The sequence below is a fragment of the Epilithonimonas sp. genome, assembly GCF_056329745.1.
In genome coordinates this window covers 1-18,961 of sequence record NZ_JBWEYV010000029.1, presented here as the reverse complement: position 1 = coordinate 18,961, position 18,961 = coordinate 1, and the positions used below count along the sequence as shown (strand labels likewise).

The 18,961-nt window shown below is 34.0% G+C and carries 21 protein-coding genes; all 21 read left to right on the top strand.

The features are described 5' to 3' along the window. The first annotated feature begins 289 nt into the window (after window positions 1-289). A complete protein-coding gene (locus AC00Y6_RS15045; protein WP_474491434.1) occupies window positions 290-2,773 on the top strand; it encodes an ATP-dependent Clp protease ATP-binding subunit in 2,484 nt (827 codons plus the stop codon). A gap of 15 nt (window positions 2,774-2,788) precedes the next feature. Continuing rightward, a complete protein-coding gene (locus tag AC00Y6_RS15040; protein ID WP_474491433.1) occupies window positions 2,789-3,628 on the top strand; it encodes a lytic transglycosylase domain-containing protein in 840 nt (279 codons plus the stop codon). Window positions 3,629-3,642: 14 nt separating this feature from the next. Continuing rightward, the gene (locus AC00Y6_RS15035) at window positions 3,643-4,083 is read left to right on the top strand and encodes a GPW/gp25 family protein (protein WP_474491432.1); all 441 of its coding nucleotides are present in this window, start codon (window positions 3,643-3,645) and stop codon (window positions 4,081-4,083) included. Window positions 4,084-4,093: 10 nt separating this feature from the next. Further along, complete coding sequence (locus tag AC00Y6_RS15030) at window positions 4,094-5,971, top strand: type VI secretion system baseplate subunit TssF (RefSeq protein ID WP_474491431.1); 1,878 nt, start codon at window positions 4,094-4,096, stop codon at window positions 5,969-5,971. A gap of 12 nt (window positions 5,972-5,983) precedes the next feature. Continuing rightward, the gene (locus AC00Y6_RS15025; RefSeq protein ID WP_474491430.1) at window positions 5,984-6,928 is read left to right on the top strand and encodes a type VI secretion system baseplate subunit TssG; all 945 of its coding nucleotides are present in this window, start codon (window positions 5,984-5,986) and stop codon (window positions 6,926-6,928) included. Window positions 6,929-6,959: 31 nt separating this feature from the next. Further along, complete coding sequence (locus AC00Y6_RS15020; protein WP_474491429.1) at window positions 6,960-7,877, top strand: TssN family type VI secretion system protein; 918 nt, start codon at window positions 6,960-6,962, stop codon at window positions 7,875-7,877. Then, a complete protein-coding gene (locus AC00Y6_RS15015) occupies window positions 7,874-9,019 on the top strand; it encodes a hypothetical protein (protein ID WP_474491428.1) in 1,146 nt (381 codons plus the stop codon). The genes AC00Y6_RS15020 and AC00Y6_RS15015 overlap by 4 nt, the downstream gene beginning before the upstream one ends. Before the next feature lie 180 nt (window positions 9,020-9,199). Beyond that, entirely contained in the window at window positions 9,200-9,892 is a 693-nt protein-coding gene (locus AC00Y6_RS15010) for a hypothetical protein (protein ID WP_474491427.1), read from the top strand. 2 nt (window positions 9,893-9,894) lie between these two features. Beyond that, window positions 9,895-10,161, top strand: coding sequence for a hypothetical protein (locus tag AC00Y6_RS15005; protein WP_476589248.1), 267 nt, complete (start codon window positions 9,895-9,897; stop codon window positions 10,159-10,161). 40 nt (window positions 10,162-10,201) lie between these two features. Next, a complete protein-coding gene (locus tag AC00Y6_RS15000) occupies window positions 10,202-10,666 on the top strand; it encodes a DUF4280 domain-containing protein (protein WP_474491425.1) in 465 nt (154 codons plus the stop codon). 11 nt (window positions 10,667-10,677) lie between these two features. Continuing rightward, the gene (locus tag AC00Y6_RS14995; RefSeq protein ID WP_474491424.1) at window positions 10,678-10,824 is read left to right on the top strand and encodes a hypothetical protein; all 147 of its coding nucleotides are present in this window, start codon (window positions 10,678-10,680) and stop codon (window positions 10,822-10,824) included. Between the two features lie 288 nt (window positions 10,825-11,112). Continuing rightward, the gene (locus tag AC00Y6_RS14990; protein WP_474491423.1) at window positions 11,113-11,895 is read left to right on the top strand and encodes a hypothetical protein; all 783 of its coding nucleotides are present in this window, start codon (window positions 11,113-11,115) and stop codon (window positions 11,893-11,895) included. A 48-nt stretch (window positions 11,896-11,943) separates the two neighbouring features. Further along, complete coding sequence (locus tag AC00Y6_RS14985; RefSeq protein ID WP_474491422.1) at window positions 11,944-13,539, top strand: hypothetical protein; 1,596 nt, start codon at window positions 11,944-11,946, stop codon at window positions 13,537-13,539. A gap of 2 nt (window positions 13,540-13,541) precedes the next feature. Next, window positions 13,542-14,492: a hypothetical protein gene (locus AC00Y6_RS14980; RefSeq protein ID WP_474491421.1), complete on the top strand. Its 951-nt coding sequence runs from the start codon at window positions 13,542-13,544 to the stop codon at window positions 14,490-14,492. Between the two features lie 27 nt (window positions 14,493-14,519). Beyond that, window positions 14,520-14,852 carry a hypothetical protein gene (locus AC00Y6_RS14975; protein ID WP_474491420.1) on the top strand — a complete coding sequence of 111 codons (333 nt, stop codon included), beginning with the start codon at window positions 14,520-14,522 and terminating at the stop codon, window positions 14,850-14,852. Window positions 14,853-15,008: 156 nt separating this feature from the next. Continuing rightward, window positions 15,009-15,434 carry a hypothetical protein gene (locus tag AC00Y6_RS14970; RefSeq protein WP_474491419.1) on the top strand — a complete coding sequence of 142 codons (426 nt, stop codon included), beginning with the start codon at window positions 15,009-15,011 and terminating at the stop codon, window positions 15,432-15,434. Further along, the gene (locus AC00Y6_RS14965; RefSeq protein WP_474491418.1) at window positions 15,435-15,920 is read left to right on the top strand and encodes a hypothetical protein; all 486 of its coding nucleotides are present in this window, start codon (window positions 15,435-15,437) and stop codon (window positions 15,918-15,920) included. It begins immediately after the preceding gene. Between the two features lie 130 nt (window positions 15,921-16,050). Then, entirely contained in the window at window positions 16,051-17,076 is a 1,026-nt protein-coding gene (locus tag AC00Y6_RS14960; protein ID WP_474491417.1) for a hypothetical protein, read from the top strand. Window positions 17,077-17,727: 651 nt separating this feature from the next. Further along, window positions 17,728-18,138, top strand: coding sequence for a hypothetical protein (locus AC00Y6_RS14955; RefSeq protein WP_474491416.1), 411 nt, complete (start codon window positions 17,728-17,730; stop codon window positions 18,136-18,138). A 55-nt stretch (window positions 18,139-18,193) separates the two neighbouring features. Next, the gene (locus AC00Y6_RS14950) at window positions 18,194-18,667 is read left to right on the top strand and encodes a hypothetical protein (protein WP_474491415.1); all 474 of its coding nucleotides are present in this window, start codon (window positions 18,194-18,196) and stop codon (window positions 18,665-18,667) included. 64 nt (window positions 18,668-18,731) lie between these two features. Then, the gene (locus tag AC00Y6_RS14945; protein WP_474491414.1) at window positions 18,732-18,914 is read left to right on the top strand and encodes a hypothetical protein; all 183 of its coding nucleotides are present in this window, start codon (window positions 18,732-18,734) and stop codon (window positions 18,912-18,914) included. Window positions 18,915-18,961: the final 47 nt, after the last annotated feature.

Sequence of the window (18,961 nt, the reverse complement as noted above, 5' to 3'; positions counted from 1 at the left end):
TTATTAACAAAAAACTCTACTTTTGAGTGTGCCTAAGATGGGTGAGATTACACCAATTCTTCAAAATAGGTTAACATCTAACTTAAAATTTCATTATGATGTTATTATTAATATTAATTTAATTATATAAACAATTTGAATCGTAATACTCTATTTTATTATCAATAAATTAGCTTTGGCACTATTTTTACTGCGAATTATTAATAATATTTTTGACTATGTTGGTTTGTTATAGGAAGGTCAAAATGAATTTTATTCTATTATAATAAATTAAATATTTTCGGTTTTTATGGGTGTAATAATTACAAGTGAATCGGTTGCAGAAGTTTTCCATATTGCGCAATCTATTGCAAAAGAAAATCAAAATAATCAATTTGGTGCTCCTCACATTTTACAGGCAGTTTTGCATAATAACTTTGGATTAAGAGATTTCCTCATTAATATAGAAAAAGATCCTGGTTACATCTATGAATGGGCAGAGGTAAGAATAGAAGACTATCCTAAAAGCGCACATCTGCCAGATGATATAACCCAGGATAAGAAAATTAATTTTATTTTAGAAGAAGCAGATGAAATCAGATCAAAACTTGGTTTGGACGAAATTTCCCCGTTATGTTTATTAACAGCTGTTTGCAAACCAAACATTGCATTCTCTGTTCAGGAATTGAAATCACTACCATTACGCGAGCACGAAATCCTTAACCATTTCCGAAGTGAAGAGACTAAAGTCAATATGCAAGAAAATTTCTTCTCCAAAGATTCTTTCAAGAACCAAAACTCACTCCCGGCAATCAATAGTTATTGTATTGACAAAACCAAAGAAGCCAAAAATGGTAAACTTGACCATATAATAGGCAGAGACAAAGAACTCAGGATGCTCATTGAGATTCTTTGCCGCCGCACAAAACCTAATGTTATCATTGTAGGGGAACCTGGGGTTGGCAAAACGGCATTACTAGATGGTTTTGCAATAGAAATTAACAAAGGAAACGTTCCCGAATTGCTAAAAGAAGCCACTTTGCTGGAACTTGATACTGGAGCTTTACTGGCAGGTACCTCTTACAAAGGTGAAATTGAAGATAGGTTAAAAAAAGTCATTACTGAGTGTAAAACAATTAATAAAGCGATCCTTTTCATAGATGAGATTCATTCTTTACTAGATAATAAAGGTGGCGCAGGAAATGTGGCAAACCTCCTAAAGCCTGAGCTGGCACGTGGTGAAATCACCGTTATAGGCGCAACAACGCAGGAAGAATATCGCAAAATCATAGAACCGGAACGTGCTTTTGACAGACGTTTTGAAATTCTTCATGTAGAGGAGCCAGACGAAATAACCTGTGTTAAAATGATTGACGTTTTACTAGATGGCTATAAAAACCATCATAAAGTAGAGGTCGATAAAAGTGCTCTGGCAGATTGTGTAAGTCTGGCAAAACGTTATTCCAAAGGTAAAAAGCTCCCGGATTCTGCAATCGATCTTTTGGACAGAACAATGGCTTCCATCAAAATGTTGGATGAACTCTCTGAAACCGAACTGAAAGTTTGGAAAGAAAATTATGACAAAATCATTGAGGAAAATAATGATGATGATCCACTTCTAATCGATGAGTTGATCTGGAATTTTAATCTTCTTCAGAATAAGCTAAGTCCCATTCTCTGGGGATCACTATCCGACCAGCATGTATTGGAGACCTCGATGGACATTAACCAAATCAAAAAAATAATTGATTCAACCTTCGAAGAACTAATACAATTAGCGGCGGTTAAAAGGGATAAAGTCGGAAAATTGGAATTGGCAGCTGTGATGGCAGCAAAAACAGGAATCCCGATTGGTAAAATCCAAGCAAAAGAAAAAGAAAAGCTCCTACATATGGAGGAAATGCTAGTCAAAAGGGTTGTTGGCCAAGATCATGCTTTAAAAACATTGGCAGATGCCATCGTAGAAAACCGCAGCGGACTCAACAAACCTGGGCAGCCCATTGGATCATTTTTCTTATTAGGTCCCACAGGAACAGGTAAAACCGAACTGGCAAAATCCATTGCGGAATTGCTTTTTAATGATGAATCTGCGATGATTCGGTTTGATATGTCAGAATTTAAGGAAGAACATTCTGCCGCTTTGCTCTATGGTGCGCCTCCAGGATATGTAGGGTACGAGGAAGGCGGAATGCTTGTGAATAAAATCCGTCAGCAGCCCTACTCTGTTGTACTTTTTGATGAAATAGAAAAGGCACACACTTCGGTTTTTGATGTTTTCCTTCAGATAATGGATGAGGGTAAAATACATGACAAATTGGGAAAAGAAGGCGATTTCAGCAACTCACTCATCTTATTCACATCCAATATTGGGAGTGAAGAAATCGTGAAATATTTTGAGAAAAATGAGATACCGACTTCAAAAAACCTAATGCAAATCATGACCGATTCAGGAAGATTCAGACCTGAATTTTTGGCAAGAATCACAGAGATTATCCCTTTTGCACCCATCAATGAAAATATGGCGGAAAAGATTTTCGGTATTCAGCTCAAATCATTGCGGAAAGCACTTACCAAACTTGGAATTGATTTTACTATCAGCAATGAAGCCATTAAAAACCTTGCACTGAATGGATTTAGCAGCAAATATGGAGCGCGACAAATTTCGGGTGTCATCAGGGCCCAACTAGCGCGGCCGATATCTAAAAAGATTGTTAGGGAGGAGGTTAAAGCCGGTCAAACTATTGATGTAAACTGGAATTCTGAAAAAAAAGAATTGATCTGGGAAATTATTTAAATTAAAATGATACCAATGAAAGCGGCTGTAATTTTTCTCTGTATGCTTACATACTCCAATTTTTTTGCACAAAGCCTCACAGCTTCCGATACTTCCGACCAAAGTGTTAAAAGGTACCGGAACATAATTAATAGCAATAAGCAATTAGTAGATTATATCGAATATACTTTTGTAAAAAAAGGCATTCCCAGGCATCTGAAAAACCTGGCGGTGATAGAATCTGGATTGGATCATACCCAGACTTCGCACGCAGGAGCAAAAGGGTTATGGCAATTTATGAGTGGCCACGCCAATGGCTATGGACTTACGGATGAAAACAGATCCGATATGTATAAAAGCACCAAAACGGCAGCACTTTCACTGAAAAATCTATATAAAAAATACGGCAATTGGATAACTGTTGTAGCAGCCTATAATTGTGGAGAAGGTAATATTCAAAAGGCTATGAATAATGCTAACTCTAGAGTTTACACAAATTTTGCACAATATCTCCCCTCTGAAACTCAAAACCATGTTAAAAAATATCTGAATGCAAGTTATGCAACAGGTGAACTAGAACAAGTTCTGAACGACTATCGAAACTTTACAGCAACCAGACGCGCCTTGGCTCCATTCAAATCAGATTATTCGCTTTCACAGGAAAGTTTGGCTGAAACCAAATTAAATGGTGCCTTTGATATCGAAACTATTGCCAACTGGCTTAATATAGAAAAAGATCAGATATTGGTATGGAATCCTAATCTGGAATCCAAACTAAATGAAAGTGGGGAAAGTAATTTTTATTTACCTAAAGATCTAATGGTTAATTTTTTGATGAACAAAAATGAGATATTAACAAACTCCCTGAAAAACTAATTTGACCTAGATATATGGAAAATCAAAACTACAAGATTCCCCTTAATCCTTTGAGTATGATGACCAGCAATGGTCAAATTGAAACCTGTGATATTGCAGAAAGCATTGCGCAAAATATTATGCTCCTAATTATTACCAAAAAAGGAGAAAACAGATACGATGAAAATTATGGTAATGACGTGTGGAGCGTAGAGTTTGATAATGGCGTAACACCTGCAAAGTGGGAAACCTTATTCGTAAACAGTTTACAAAGACAGATTGCAGAGCATGAACCAAGGCTTGTAAATGCAGTGGTACAGGCTCATATTAATTATGTGGAACATAGCTACGAAACAAGAGGTTTCAGCGAAGTAAAGAAAAAAGTAAAAGTGGGAATTAATGCCAAGCTGGAAGCCACCGGCGAACGTTTCAATTTTTCTACTGAATTGTTTCTGAGCCCAATGTCAATCGATTAAAATATATCCAATGAGTTTTGATCAACAACATACTTTCTCTAAAGAAGTTATAAAAGCAAGAATGCTTCAAAACGCTACCAAACTTTGGGGCTTAAAGAGTATTCAATCCCTCGATCCTTTTGTAAAATTGCTTATTGATGCTTTTAGCACAGAAGTTTTCAAAGCCAATAACGAGATACAGAGCATCAATGGCAGAATTCTTGAGAGACTGGCAAAATTACTTACGCCTACCAACTATACACATCCAACACCAGCGCACGCCATCGCCTTTTGCCTCCCAGATGAAGACAGAGAGATACTGATGGATCATGCCGAGTTTTTCTTTAAGAAACATCTTAATTCGTTCAGAAAATCGCAGTCTGACAAGCAGGTTGAGATCCCCTTTACACCTATAGATAATGTTAGTCTTGTGAAAGCACAAACTATCCTGATGGTTGCTGGCAAAACGGTTTATCAGATTGATGAGCAACTTAATAAAATCCCGATTCAGAGAATCGATTCCGATGTTGCAGATTATCGGAATATCATGATAGGTATTGATCTTAGCCATTACAGTTCTGAGAATTTCCCAGAAAAATTCAGTCTTTACTGTTCCAATCCAACTTATGAAAAAGTTGATTTCGTGTACAGGCTACTACCACACATTCAGGTTTTTCACAATAATATTCCGCTGCAAGTGACACCCGGAATCAGCTATCATGAAGCGCCGGAGAAAGAAGGTTACGAAGGGATTTTTGAAGAACAGTCCATCCGCCATAAAATCAAAGAAGATGTTAAGAATCTATATCAGCACAAGTTTATAGAGATCAGTGGCATTTATCCCTCACAATTTAAAAAAATACAGGATGGAATCCCTCAGAATATTGATGACGGAAGCCCAGTTTTTGACCAATTTAGAAATAAAAAAATATTATGGTTAAAAATGGAATTCCCGCCCCAATTTACATCTGAGATCTTGGAGAATTTTTCATTTGTGATGAATGCCTTTCCGGTTTACAACCGGGGTTGGAAAAAGACCGAATACAATCTTGACATCATGGGCAATAATATCCCGATGGAAACTTCCGAAGAAGAGTTTTTCCTTTATGTGGAAGAAGTAGTTGACGGATTGGGGAAAAGATATTCCGAAATACCATTTACACCTAATGACGAGATTGAAAAAGGACTTTTCACGGTAAGAAAAGGCGGAATGGAACGCTTTACCCAACGAAATGCTACCGATCTGATGTCGCATGTAATGGAATTGCTAAGGGACGAAGTGGCCGCTTTTGCCATTATTAACCGCGACAAAGTGAAAGATGTTCTGGGAGAGATTTCGGATAAAATGAAAGGCCTGATGAAAAAAGTTGACCAGGCAAACAGGGAGCTGAAGGAAGATGTTAACTATGTAATTATAGAACCTTTGGAAAACTCGGTTCACACTTATGCCTCGTTTTGGGTTTGTCATTCTTCATTAGCTAATAATATTCGGCCGGGAACTGAGCTTAATTCACAGAAAAAGCTTCAGGTTATTACTTTAATCACCGAAACGACCGGCGGAGCAGAAGAAAAAAAACAGTCTGATACTATTCTTGCCTACAAATATGCGCTCACAAGCCGGGACAAAATTATCTCTGCAGAGGATGTTAAAAACTATTGTAAAATGATGCTGAATGCAGAACTTAAAAATGTTACGGTGAGACGCGGAACAATGATAAGTGACAAACCTCGCGAAGGATTTATAAGAACGGTAGATGTGCAGATTACGCCTCATAATTATTCTTTTTACGGAAGAAAATATTGGGACAACCTGGCTGATGTGCTCAAAAACAACATCAAGGCAAAGGCAATTGACGGTGTAGAGTATCGCGTAATGATTTTGGAAGATGCCATGCATCTTGAAATTTAGAACACTGAACAAATGAACGATAACCAAAGTATTTCCGAATTAAAATATAATAAGCTAAGCACCGATTTTAAAATTGAATCTGTTGCCGCAAACCTGCTGAAGTACTACAACAGCAGTTCCAGCATTTTTATCAAAAAAGTGGGGATTAATGATCGTCCTTATCTCAAAGATATTAAGAACATCTACTCCACTTATTATGGTTTGGATAATGAGACGATCATAATGGAGACGTACCGGGAAAGCATCTATGACTACCTTCCAGAAGGGATTTTCCACCCACCATCTTTGAGAACTGCTTCTAAAAGAGGTGTAGAAAGTGTTGTTAAAGAAATCCGCAAACAAAAGGAAGTTGAGGAAAATGCACGGAATTTTTTCCAGCCTTTTGAACAGGAATTTTTCTATACAGAAGTTTCGGCTTTGCTAAAGGAGACCGAATTTGATATTGCGGATCAATCTGACACACTGATAAAAATCTTTAAAGAAATGTGGCCTTTGTTAGGTAAAGTGGATATAGAAACAGCCAAGATATTTTTTTACATCCTTCCTTTCCTACACGAAGTAAGAGGAAATAAACGCTGGATAGAAAGGTTTTTAACCGCTTTTCTAAATATTCCGGTGGCGATTGATTTTGTCCCAAATAAAATTGATAAAAACGACGACGAGATGGGAATTACCGCTTTAGGAAGTGCAAAACTCGGCATCACTTTGATCCCAAACGGAAAACATTTGGATGGTGAAAGAAACTGGCAGATTACAATCGGCCCAATCCCTTATGATGCGATTCATAAGTATGTTGATGGGACAGCTTTCCGAGAACTTTTGCAAAACATCTATGACTACCTGATGCCAATTACGGTTAAGATTGAAGAAAAATTCATGACCGAAAAAAAAGAGGATTCTTTTATTATTAATTCAAAAGCCAATACCAATCGTTTGGGGTATTCGACTTACATTTAATATATTTAACTACAATTAATAACCAAAAAATATGGAAGTAGGTTCTGTTAAAGGAATTTTTTTAAGGTATCTCCTGATGCCAATTATTACAGGGGTTTTAGTATTCATTCTTGCACTGATACGTAGAAGTAAGCCTGCCATCAAGGTAAAACATATTATACTATATGTTTTGGTGTCCGGTATTTGCCTCTGTCTTCCAGGCTTTTTGGGATTTTCCGGGAATTTGTTTAACCCTTACTGGTATTTGTTTTCTCAATTGGTTTATTTGGGGTTGGGCATTGTCCATGTCAATTTGTTGCACCATTATTTCAGGAAGCATATCGATAAACTTTGGATGAGCATTCTTTTCGAAGCTTTATTAAGTGTAACATGTATGTTGTTCGGGGGATTCCTTTTTACATTGATTTTCAAATGGATGAGTAATGACCTTGGTAACGCGTATATGGCTGCTACAAGTTTGGTTATTTTCATAGTTCCGCTTATTTTTTATTATTGCTACGTTCAGTTTATCAGTATCCCGTTTGATATTTACAAAACTTGGCGTTTTGATCCGGACAAGAAACCTCATAATTTCCAAGGCGTTGACTTTGATAAATTATTGGTCCTGAATGTGGAGCTCAGTAAAAATTCAGAAGATCAGCAAAGATTTATTGTGAAGGCCAAAACACTATCTACAGGCATTACATTCGGGGATTGGTTCCACAGGGTGGTTGACGATTACAATCACAAAAACCCCAATGCAACTATTAAACTGATGGATGCCGGCAACGAGCCTTATTACTGGATTTTCTACATCAAGAAATCATTTTTCAGCACCAGACAATATATTGATTTTGAACAGGACATTAAAACCAACCATATTACCGAAAACCAGACTGTCATTTGCAAAAGAGTCATAAGGCATCAGGAAGAAGGTAATATTGCTAACCAAATAAATACAACATTATGATACAACCGATAAAACATTTCGCCGTCAACTGGGTAGATGGGATGAAGATTTCTAAAGATCATCTTGTGCAGCAGGAAGATTTTATAATAGATTCTATCCGTGATGCTAACTCTATTCAAATCAATTCTTATAATTTTGGTTTGCTACCCATTACCGAAAAATTTGGAGACAAAACCATTTATGAACTCCAAAGCACTGCAACCAACGATGCCCAGCTGATTATCAAAAAATGTACAGCAGTAACGCTGGCAGGCTACAGGATAGAGTTGTTTGACCATAAAGTCAATATCCGGAACCTGGCAAAAAACATGTCTCAGGATCAGGAAGAAGCGGATGGCGAATTTTACATCTTGGCCTCGGTAAATCCGTTTGAACATGTTTCTTTTGGGGATATTGATGCCGATGAGATACCACCACGGCATCCTTTTACAAAACCGAACTACAGGATAGAATTAGTGGATGTTTCTATCCTAAACAGCAGCTATTCTGGAGGAAACTATTTGGTTTTGGGTAAAGTTGCAATGAGATCCGGAATGGCTCAGATTGATGCCAATTTTATCCCGCCTTGCAGCTCTGTAGAAAGCCATCCAAAGTTGGTAGAATATTATAACAACTATTCTAATTCCCTTGGGAATCTACGCCAGTATGCCTTTAAAATTATTCAAAAAACGGCGCATAAAAATCAAAATATTACGCTTGCCGATAATGTAAAAACGCTTTGTAAGAGCATTATTAAGCACATTGGTGAAAATTACTTCCAATTCAGGAATGTGGTAGCGGAACAACCACCGATTTTCCTCATTAATATTTTTTCTAAACTGGCGCTTCAACTTTATAATGACACCCAAATGATGGTACAAAGCGAGTTGGAAGAAATGCTGAATTACAGTCTTGAATGGAGCGAAATCACCCCCCATTCTTTACTAAACCAGCTTACCAATAATGCCGAAATCAACTACGACCATCACAACACGGGCGAATACTTTTTCAATATCAATCAAATGATGAAAAGCCTTGAATTGATTTTCGGAAAGCTAAGTGAGCTAGATTATATTGGGCAACGAAAAGAAAATATCATTGTTAATGAACAGGAAGTCATCTCTAACAACGATCCAAAAAAAGGATGGAGCGTGATAGATTAATAATTTTCCCGCACAATATCAATTTAAAATCCCGAAGACACCATCTTTGGGATTTTAAAAAAAATAGAAATTCTAAATCGTAGAATTACTACACTTTTCAAAATAATGTTTCGGAGGGATAATTAATCGAAATATGTTTTTTAATTTTAATAATCGCAAGCAATTGTGTAAAGAATGTTTTTGGAAGATAATTATATCAAATTAGAAATTAATGGATTATTAGATTTGGAAGCTTTGTCGAAAGAATACCAAATGTCTAAAGAAGAACTTGTCAAATTTCATAATCTGTACTGCGAGATAGGAGATATTTTGCCTCTACACTTACCAAAATATGTTCCTTTTCTTTATTTGCCTAGGAAAAATTTTGAGGATAGAAATTCGCAGTTTGTAAAGACCAATGATTTACAATATCCAATGGGCGTAAGTCAAAAAAAATATGGTGTTGTCATAAAATATCTTCATAGCAATACTCAGATTCATTTTGAGGTTAATATTAATCGAGATGGATATTTGGTTGAAATTAATAAAGGAAAAAATTATATCAATAACGCCGAAGTTGAAAAAATTATTGAAAAGTTATTTGAAAAAGCAGAACAGTCTATTTATCCTTTAAAAATTACAGTTAATAAAAAGGGTGGCTTCTCAAAGATCGAAAATGAAAATGAAATAAAAGACCGTTGGGACAAAGAATACTTTCCAAAATTGAAGGAATATTATGTAGGAAAAACAGCAGAAGAGATTTTAAAAAGAATGGATCTTACCTTTAGAAATTTGAAGTCAAAACAGACATATTTTCTCAAAGTGTTTTTTACAAAATCTTTTTCTTGCCTGTTTATCAGATGTATCCCAATTTTAGTAAGGAAGGTAGTTTAGAATTGTATTTTGCTAATATTCAGCAGAATATTTTATATAATGCTCAATTTATTTTAGAAAAAGAATATACAAGAGGAACTAAAATTGCATTGCGAATTACAGGTCAAGAACAAAATAATGGTTTTGTTGAAAAATCAAACAAAGGGATAATTGAATTGCTGTACAAACTTAATAAAGACTCGCAAGAATTATTTTCAATAACCGGATTTGCTTCGACTTTTGACAAAGGAAAAGAGCTAAAGATTGAAGTACAGATATTTGAAATTTAATATTTTGAACGAATTAGAATAAATACCAAAAAACAATATTATGAGTGAGAAACATTTGGTTTGCCAAGGTGCACTTTGTCGTTGCAATTTCGGGACGGCTCCTGATAAATTGAAAGTCTTAACTCAGAGCAAAATCTACATCAATGATAAAGATGGGAACAAAAAATTGATGGCTACCAACAAGGATATCAGCAAAACTTTTGAGAAAAACATGTTCGGAAACTGTTCCAAACTCAATAATAATCCTTGTCAGGTTACGGTAACGCAATGGAGTGGTTTTTATGAAAAAATTACACTAGAGGAAAATAGTGGCAAAGCACTTTTGGAAAGTAGTAAAGCCACTTGTCCTGTTGGAAGTACAGATTGTATTACAATAATCAATCATGGACAAACAGCTAAAATATCGCAGCAAAATGTGAAAAATGCCGATAAAGAGGTAACTGCTGAATTGTTCCCGTTTGTGAATTTGAACAAAAAAGTGAAGAAATATCTTCCCATCAATTAATTCGAAACTTTATGGAAAATAAAGAATTATTATACATCGAATTCGAAAGGAAAGCTGGACAGATTTTTAATGAAGATATTGGCTGGCTGGCTTTGCCGAAAGCTGACAAAATTGAAGTTTCTGTAAAGGGATATAAAGAAAAGCTTAAACCTCTATAGGAAAAGCAAAAGCAGGAAAGAGATCAACTTTATCAAACCTATAGAAAAAATTGGGGTGCAGTAGATGCAGAAGAAAAACATAGTGAAGAATTTATAGCGAGAAGCCAGACACGTTATAATAATGGAGAAATTTCTGCGCAAACACATCAAGCCAATCTTGATCAGCGTGTAAAAAGTACAACCAGCAGAAACGCAAGAAAAAATAAACTGTCGGAAGATTATAGATCACAGCACAATCATCTTGACACCTCGCAAAAACAGGAATTACAAAACCTTTAAAATGAATATGTGGATCTAAGATGGGTATGGCAATTGATAGGGAGTGACCGTCCGCAGTTAAGTTCCACCAGTTTTAATGAAACAGTTGCCAGCGGAAATCCTCAATTAAGTCTGCATTTTGATGATTTTTTAGAAGGTGGAGGAGCCGCTTATTTGGAACCTTTTTGGGAAGGCATTACGCCTGTTGGAAAATATCCGCATGGAATTATTGTCAATGCCACTGGGGAAAATTCTCAAGTTATCTCAGCAGATTGGCGGGATGCAGATGACAATGAAATTACTGATACTCTAAAATTTGGTTCAACAATTTATCTCAATATCTACACACAATCTTTGTACGGCCATAATATCAACGTCCAACTTAAAGATAAGGATACCATTGTGAGAGTGCTGTCTTTAGGTTTAACGAATGCAGATGATGAGCTTTTTGCAGCAGAGTATCTGAATAATAATGTTAGCGTAGAGGAAAGAGGAGAAGAAGATATAAAGAAGAAAGAAAATCAATTTGTTAGAGCTGTTTCTGTACATTCTACAACAAAATTTCCGTCCAATGCGAAACACGGTATACTTGTAGATCATGATGATGATGTTTTTGATAAAACAGTTAAAAGTGTCCCGAATGTACAAAAATGTAAGTTTCCAGTTTTCATAGATCCTTTGTGGAAAATTCTGGCGGGAGACAAATTGGAAATTTATCCGGAAATCGAACATCCAAAAATACCTGGACAGATAAAAACACTCCATGCTAGTATTTTGAAAATTAGCAATGATGGAAGGTTGGTTACAGTTTAAGAAATAACTTCCAATCAAGTCGTTGTTGTTAGTAATGTAGAAACTGACATGGCCTTTTTCCATCCTTGCAAATACACGCAGATTATTGCAAATTACAAGAACAAGGATAATATCGTTTTTGATGTCAATGATGTTGAGAAAAGATTTGTGACTAATATTAATTACAAAGTTGTTGCAGGCGATAAAGCAGGCGAAAATTATACAATTACCTTCAAGATGCCTAATCTTACCACGGATGACTGTAATTTTGAGGATCAACCTGAAAAAACTCACGAAACGCACGCCATCAAGGCAGTAAACAGTGAGACTTTCAAAGGCTTAAAAATAGAAAGTAAGCAAATAAGTTTCAATCTAGCTTATCCCAAGCCTCCTATTAATCAAGGAGAAAGTATGATAGATTTTGACAGGATTACGCCTTTATCTTATGATCTTAATCTAAGTTCCTGTGCAATTTCTCATCCGATAAAGGTTGAAGTTTACCCAGATGTTTATTATGAAGTAGGCTTTAAACTGATGACAGAAAATCCTTTTTACTTAGGACAAACCAAAGCATATACGCAAAGAAAATATTTAGGAAAATGGGGATTCTTTGATAAGCGGACTAATAAGAAAGTTAGAAGAGAACAGCAGAGTCAAAGAAAGCAAGACTATAAAAACACCAAGCAAGAAGTTAGTGAGGGCAGGTTAGATTATGACCAATTTGAGTTTTTTTTAGAATATGGCTATAATGATGTTAAGGAAAGTAACATGACTTTTTCAGGTGAGCATCCAGTTTTCAACGTGATAGACAGTGTAATGTGGGTTATTAATACTGTAGGAAAACTTACTTTTAACAAAGAAGCGGATGAAGCCAGAGCTGAGCACGAAAATACCCGACCAGATGAAGTAAGAAGAAGAAACAAGAAAAGAAATGCTTATCTTGGTGGGAAAGGTAAAACAATAAGTAAAATCCCTTTTAAAGTAGAAATAGAACAACCTGCATTTGCCGGATCTGTGAAATGGTGTTATAAAGAAAGTGAAAAAGAGGCAGGTCAAATGGGAACTCTTTACAAGCTGAATTTTAAAGCAGATCCTTTAATCGCAGTCAAAGGCAGTCTGGATCTCCTCTTTGTAGCTACAAAGATACCGTACGTAGGACAAGCTATACAAGATATCACAGCTGTTGCAGACACTGTGGGCTCTTCTGATGATTTTTGGAATAGTATTGTAGATTTGTTTGGAGGAGGTGATAAGTATAAGATACAAATCGATGTGGACTATTATTTAGATTTATTCGTTTCTGGTGAATTTAAAATAGAAGCTACTGCTCTTGAATTTCATACAATAGATAGGTTTGGAACCGGAGAAATACAGCCGGTAGCCGAATTAAAATTTGGAATCGAATGTGGAGGAAGTTTATCAGTGAAATTTGGAAAAATATATTCATTAGAAGCTGAATTTGAAGGAAGTGCTTATGCAGTATGGGAAATAAAAAAAGAAGAAGATTCTCTGATATGCAATTATCAAGGATTATATGCTACGATAAATAGTAAAGTAGAATCTTCAGAAAATAAAAATGATACAAGAAACACAGGTGAAGAGAATAAAGCTCCAAAAAAGTTTTTATTACATGATGGCTTCTCTTACGAATTTAAAATTAGTTAAATATGAAACATACAATTTTACTTATAATATTTCTATTCTTAAATATTTCATGTAACAATAAAAGTGATAAACAAAATAAAATTATGATACAAGAAAGTAATGTTCCTTTAGAAAAGCAAATTACCTATAGTATAGAACTTAATGTAAAGCTTCCTTACGAGCTTTATATCAATGATATAAAGGCTGATTATGATTATATAGGAGCTAATTCAAGTGTAGAAATAAATCCATATTTACTAAAAAATGGAATATCAAAAATTAGGATTAAAATATTTCCCGCATTCAAAGCAAATAAAAAACTAATTGCATTGGATGATTTAAAAAATTCTACAATTTCTTTCGGACACTATATTATGGACAAAAGTAAAAAAGATTTACACAGTTATAATACTGACGATTTTAAACTTTTAAATTATAATTTACCTATACAACCAGTGCCTTATTTTGAGCAAGAATGGGAAGTAGAAATTAAAGATTTACCTTACGAGTTGGAAGGTTGGAGTAAAGGACAAGATTTATCTAAAATGGATCAGAAAGAATTAGAAAAAAGAGTTACTGGATATTATAAAAACTTATGGACTATATTAAATGATGGTAATTTTGATAAATGGAAGATTTTAACCAACAAAAGATTTAACGAATATAGTGTATATAGTTACTTGTCCTTGAAAAATATTGAAGAAAGCATCAATAATAATGAGAAGGATATAAGAGAATATGCTAAAAACACAATGATTCCTTTAGAAAATTTTGAGATGAAAATATACGCATATGGAAAAATTGTTGCATTAGAAAAATCAATACACACGCACGAATTTAATAATCAAAAACCATTGGATATATATAGTTGGAGCCCTTTAATTAGTAAAGGAAAGATTTCTGGAGCGGCAGATTATCCAGTGCTATTGTATCTGCCACAAAACAGTGATGAATTTGTAATTATTCGTAAGTAATAGTATGCGTTTTGTTCCCTTATTTATTTGTTTGATTTTCTTTTATCCTGCTATAAAAAGAATGATGTAAATACAACTATCAAAACATCAAATAATATTCAGCAAGATAAACAATTAAATTATATTTTAGATTTGACCCTAAAAACACCTTATGAACTATTTATTGATGACATCAAAATAGCATCGAATTATAGTCGAGGCTCAAATGCTGCTGTTGAGCTCAATCCTTATATCTTAAAAAATGGGAAACACAAGATCAAACTTAAACTTTTTCCTTTTTGGCAGCATAATGAGTCTACAATCAGAACTGATGAAATTTTAAATTCAAGATTGATTTTTGGTTATTATTATAAAGGATAGAACCATTAATAAAGTAAGTAAATATGTAACGGATGCTCCTTTAGAAATTAAAAGACCTACTAATCCAATTCCCTACTTTGAGCAAGAATGGGAGGTTGATGTAAAAGATTTACCTTACGAGTTGGAAGGTTGGAGTAATGGACAAGATTTATCAAAATGAACCAGAAAGAATTAGAAAAGAAAGTTGTTTCATATTATGAAAAATTATGGAGCATTCTTTATAAGGGTAATGCTGGTTCTTATCAAGATCTTTGGAAAACTGCCGATGCAGAATTGGTAATATATGATTATTTAACGGAAGATAATTATAATAAAGTTATTTCAAAAAATGCAATTGATTTCAAAAAATGTGAAAATACAATGATTCCGTCAGAAGATTATGAAATGACACTTCACGCTGGAGGAAAAATGGTATCATTGGAAAGAAAAACTCATACCAGAGAATTTAATAATGAGAATCCACTTGATATAAAAGGCTGGAGTCCATTAATTAGAAAATACAAGTTTTCAGGTGGAGAAAGTTATGGAGTGAAATTATATCTTCCACCAAATAGCAATGAATTTATTATAATCCGCAAATAGATGAAGTATCTAAAGTGTTTTTTTGTGTTGTTTATTTTTCCATTATTTAACGGACAGAATTTAATTCCACGAGAAAAACAGATTACTTACGCTTTGGATATAACTGCACCTGTTCCTGTAGTTATCTATTTCGATGATATAAAAATCTCCGAAGAAAATACGCCTCTCAATTCTACCTTGGCTGTTAATGGTTATGCGTTGAGAAATGGTAAGTATAAAATAAAAATGGAAGTATTTCCAAATTTCAGTAGAGGAGACAAGATGGTGAATCCTGAAGAGATTAAGGCTTGCATTTTAAAATTTGGAAGCTATATAAGAGACAAAGCAAAGAATGATATTAAAGATTATCAAATGAATGTAAATTTGTCCATTAATACTCCAAAAGAGTCAGTGACTTATTTTGAACAAGAATGGGAAGTAGAAATTACCAATCTGCCGAACGAATTAGAAGCTTGTCTGCAAAATTCGGTAATATATATTCTTTAGAAGCTGAATTAAAAGGGGAAGCTTATGCAAAATGGAAGATTGAAATATAAGATGCTACTATAAAAAGTGTTATTATGAAGGTCTTTATGCTGTAATTTCTTCAAGAAAAAAACATCTAATAGTTTGTAAAATGAGGGAGGAAATGATGGAGAAGATGAACTTGAGAAAACACAAAGATTTTTATTACATGATGGATTTTCTTATGAATTTAAACTTGATTAATATGAAAAAAATAATATTTATATTCTTCATACTAATAATTAACATTAGTTGTAGTCAAAATAAAAACAATAGCTCTGAAAAACAACAAGATATGATAGTTACCCAATTTCCAATTGAAAAACACATTGTTTATGGCATCAATACGAGTATTCAAAATAAGTTTGACCTATTTATCAATGATATTTCTGCAATAAATAATAGTATGGGTTATTCTACTTACGAAATAAACCCATATGTATTAAAAAATGGGAAATATAAAATTAAAATTAAATTTTACATAAAAAATGTTTCAAAAGATCTTCTTAATAATAATAAAATTTTTTTTGTTCAGTTTTTGAAAGATAGTAATGGAGAATATATTGAAAATACAAAAAAGGAATTAAAAGAATTAACAATAAAATATCCTAATGATATTTCTGATTACTTTGAGCAACAATGGGAGGTTGACATAAAAGATTTACCTTATGAATTAGAGGGGTGGAGTAATGGACAAGATTTATATAAAATGGATCAGATAGAATTAGAAAAGAGAGTGGTTTCTTATTATCAAAAGTTATGGAATATATTAAATGATGGGAATGGAAGGGAATGGACAGATTTAACAAAGAAGAGGCAAATTGAAACTTCTACTTTTGATTATAATTCCGAAGAAGAATTAAACAGATTTATCAAAGAAAATGAAGAAATTGTTAATACAAAATGTAAAAATTTAATGACTCCATTGGAAGATTATGAAATGAAATTATATGCAAATGGAAAGCTAGTTACACTAGAAAGAAAATCACATACGAAAGAGTTTAATAATAAAACACCTTTAGATTTAAAAGGCTGGAGCCCATTAATCAGAAAATATACAACTTCAGGTGGTGCAGACTATCCAATTTTATTATATCTTCCACAAAATAGTAATGATTTTGTAATTATTCGTAAGTAATATAAAGAATTAATATTTTTCCAAATCAAAAACATCAAATCCTGAAGTTTTGGCAAGGTCTTAATTTTCAAATACCAAGCAAATAAGAGCATTGATTGATAAATTTGGTGTTATTGGAAGATTTGTGAATTCAGTTTTCTTAGGAGAAGAGAATTGATCTAACAGTGACAAAGGACAGCCAAGTGCAGAAAACAGAGCTGCCTTGGAAAGTGTAGCTCCGCAAAGAAGACAAAGAGAAGATCGTGATCTGAGACAGACTGGTAAATATCTTGATAATGCCAGAACTCGTTACAGGAATGCATCTTCAGATAGCCAAAGGCGTATTGCTCAAAGAGATATAGATATTCTACAACGTAGAATGGATCGTTTGTCTCAACAATCCAATCGTTGTTTAACAAGATCTATTGCTTCTATAAGCATACAATGACCTCAGATAGAAGCTCAGTTTGAATGGAATCTGGAAAATATAGATCAGATAGGTTCTTACCATGAGCAGGTTGGTGTTATTATACAGGAGCAGCTGGTTTTAAACCTTTAATTGGTTTAAAAATTGGTGTTGATCTTGTAGCTAATGCAGATAAGTTTGGTGGTTTAGTTGGGGCAATCATTACATGGGGAGCCAAGTTTGTTAAAAGACTGACCAAGCTGGACTTGTATATCTTGGTAGAAGCAGGTGTTGCACTTAATTATGATATCGGTTTATCTTACAATGAAATAGATGGTTTTGCTCCAAATACGAAACAAAAAGTAGTGGTCGATTTAACCTTTTCTATAAAAGCAGGTATTAAGCGAAAAAATGTAGTTTTTGTGGCTAATGTAGATAAGATGGAAGGTAATGTGATACCAATGAGTGAGGCAGAGCAGGAGACTTTTAAAGTAGAAGGTGCTGCTACAACAGGAATTAGGTATACTGAGGAACATGGTTTCGAAAAAGGAAAAGGCAGCTATAAAACAACAGATGTAAAATGGCTAGGCGCAGAAATGACAATAACAATTGTGACTTTGTCGCATAATAGAGACAAAATGGACCTCCTAACGAGCAATTCAAAGAGAAGTTTCTGATAAAAGGACCTGAGCCAATATATGGACCAGAGAAAGTCTTTACAAAAAATGAATAATGAAAGGCGGAGAAGATATCCTTGTATATTCCAAAAATGGAAACTTAATAATAGAATCAAAAATTATCAAAATAAGAGAAATTATCTCCTATCAGCATATTGATGATATTGTTATAAAGCATGTGAACGAGGTGTATGATCATGAGATGCATATTTTTCTGAGCCAATCTGTAAAATATGAAAATGCAGGCAATAATCTGATTCATAAAATACTGTTCTTGATTTTTTTGTTGTTTCACCAAAACAAGAAAACGGTTAATGTCAGTCAGTCCAATGAAGATCTTTTAATTATTCTTAGTGAAATCAAAAAATATCTCCCAAAAACAGTTATTCCTTCTGAGATAGATAAAAGTCTTTTCTGGAAAGAAGTATCAGATAATCATAGTTTTTCTCTTGTGAAATTAGTTTTTAGTAAAAGTAATCTGAGCCTGTTTGAAGTTTTGAAAAAGCATAATAGATATCATGAAAAATAAATTAACAACTGCATTTCTACTTTTAGTGCTTATTACTTGTGCACAATCACAAACAAAAAATCCAATGTATATCTGTAAGGATTGCGGCAGCTTTGATCTCGATAAAATAACCTTTACAGAGAATATTGATGTCTTGTCTTCCAAAACAGAGATTTTTAAAACCGTATTGGTTAATCAGAATAATGAAGAAAAAGATGCTGAACAACTCACAAAAAGTGATGTGGTTAAATTATATAAATACCCGTAGTGCATTATAAAAAAGGTTACTCATAATACGAAAATTTCGTATATTGT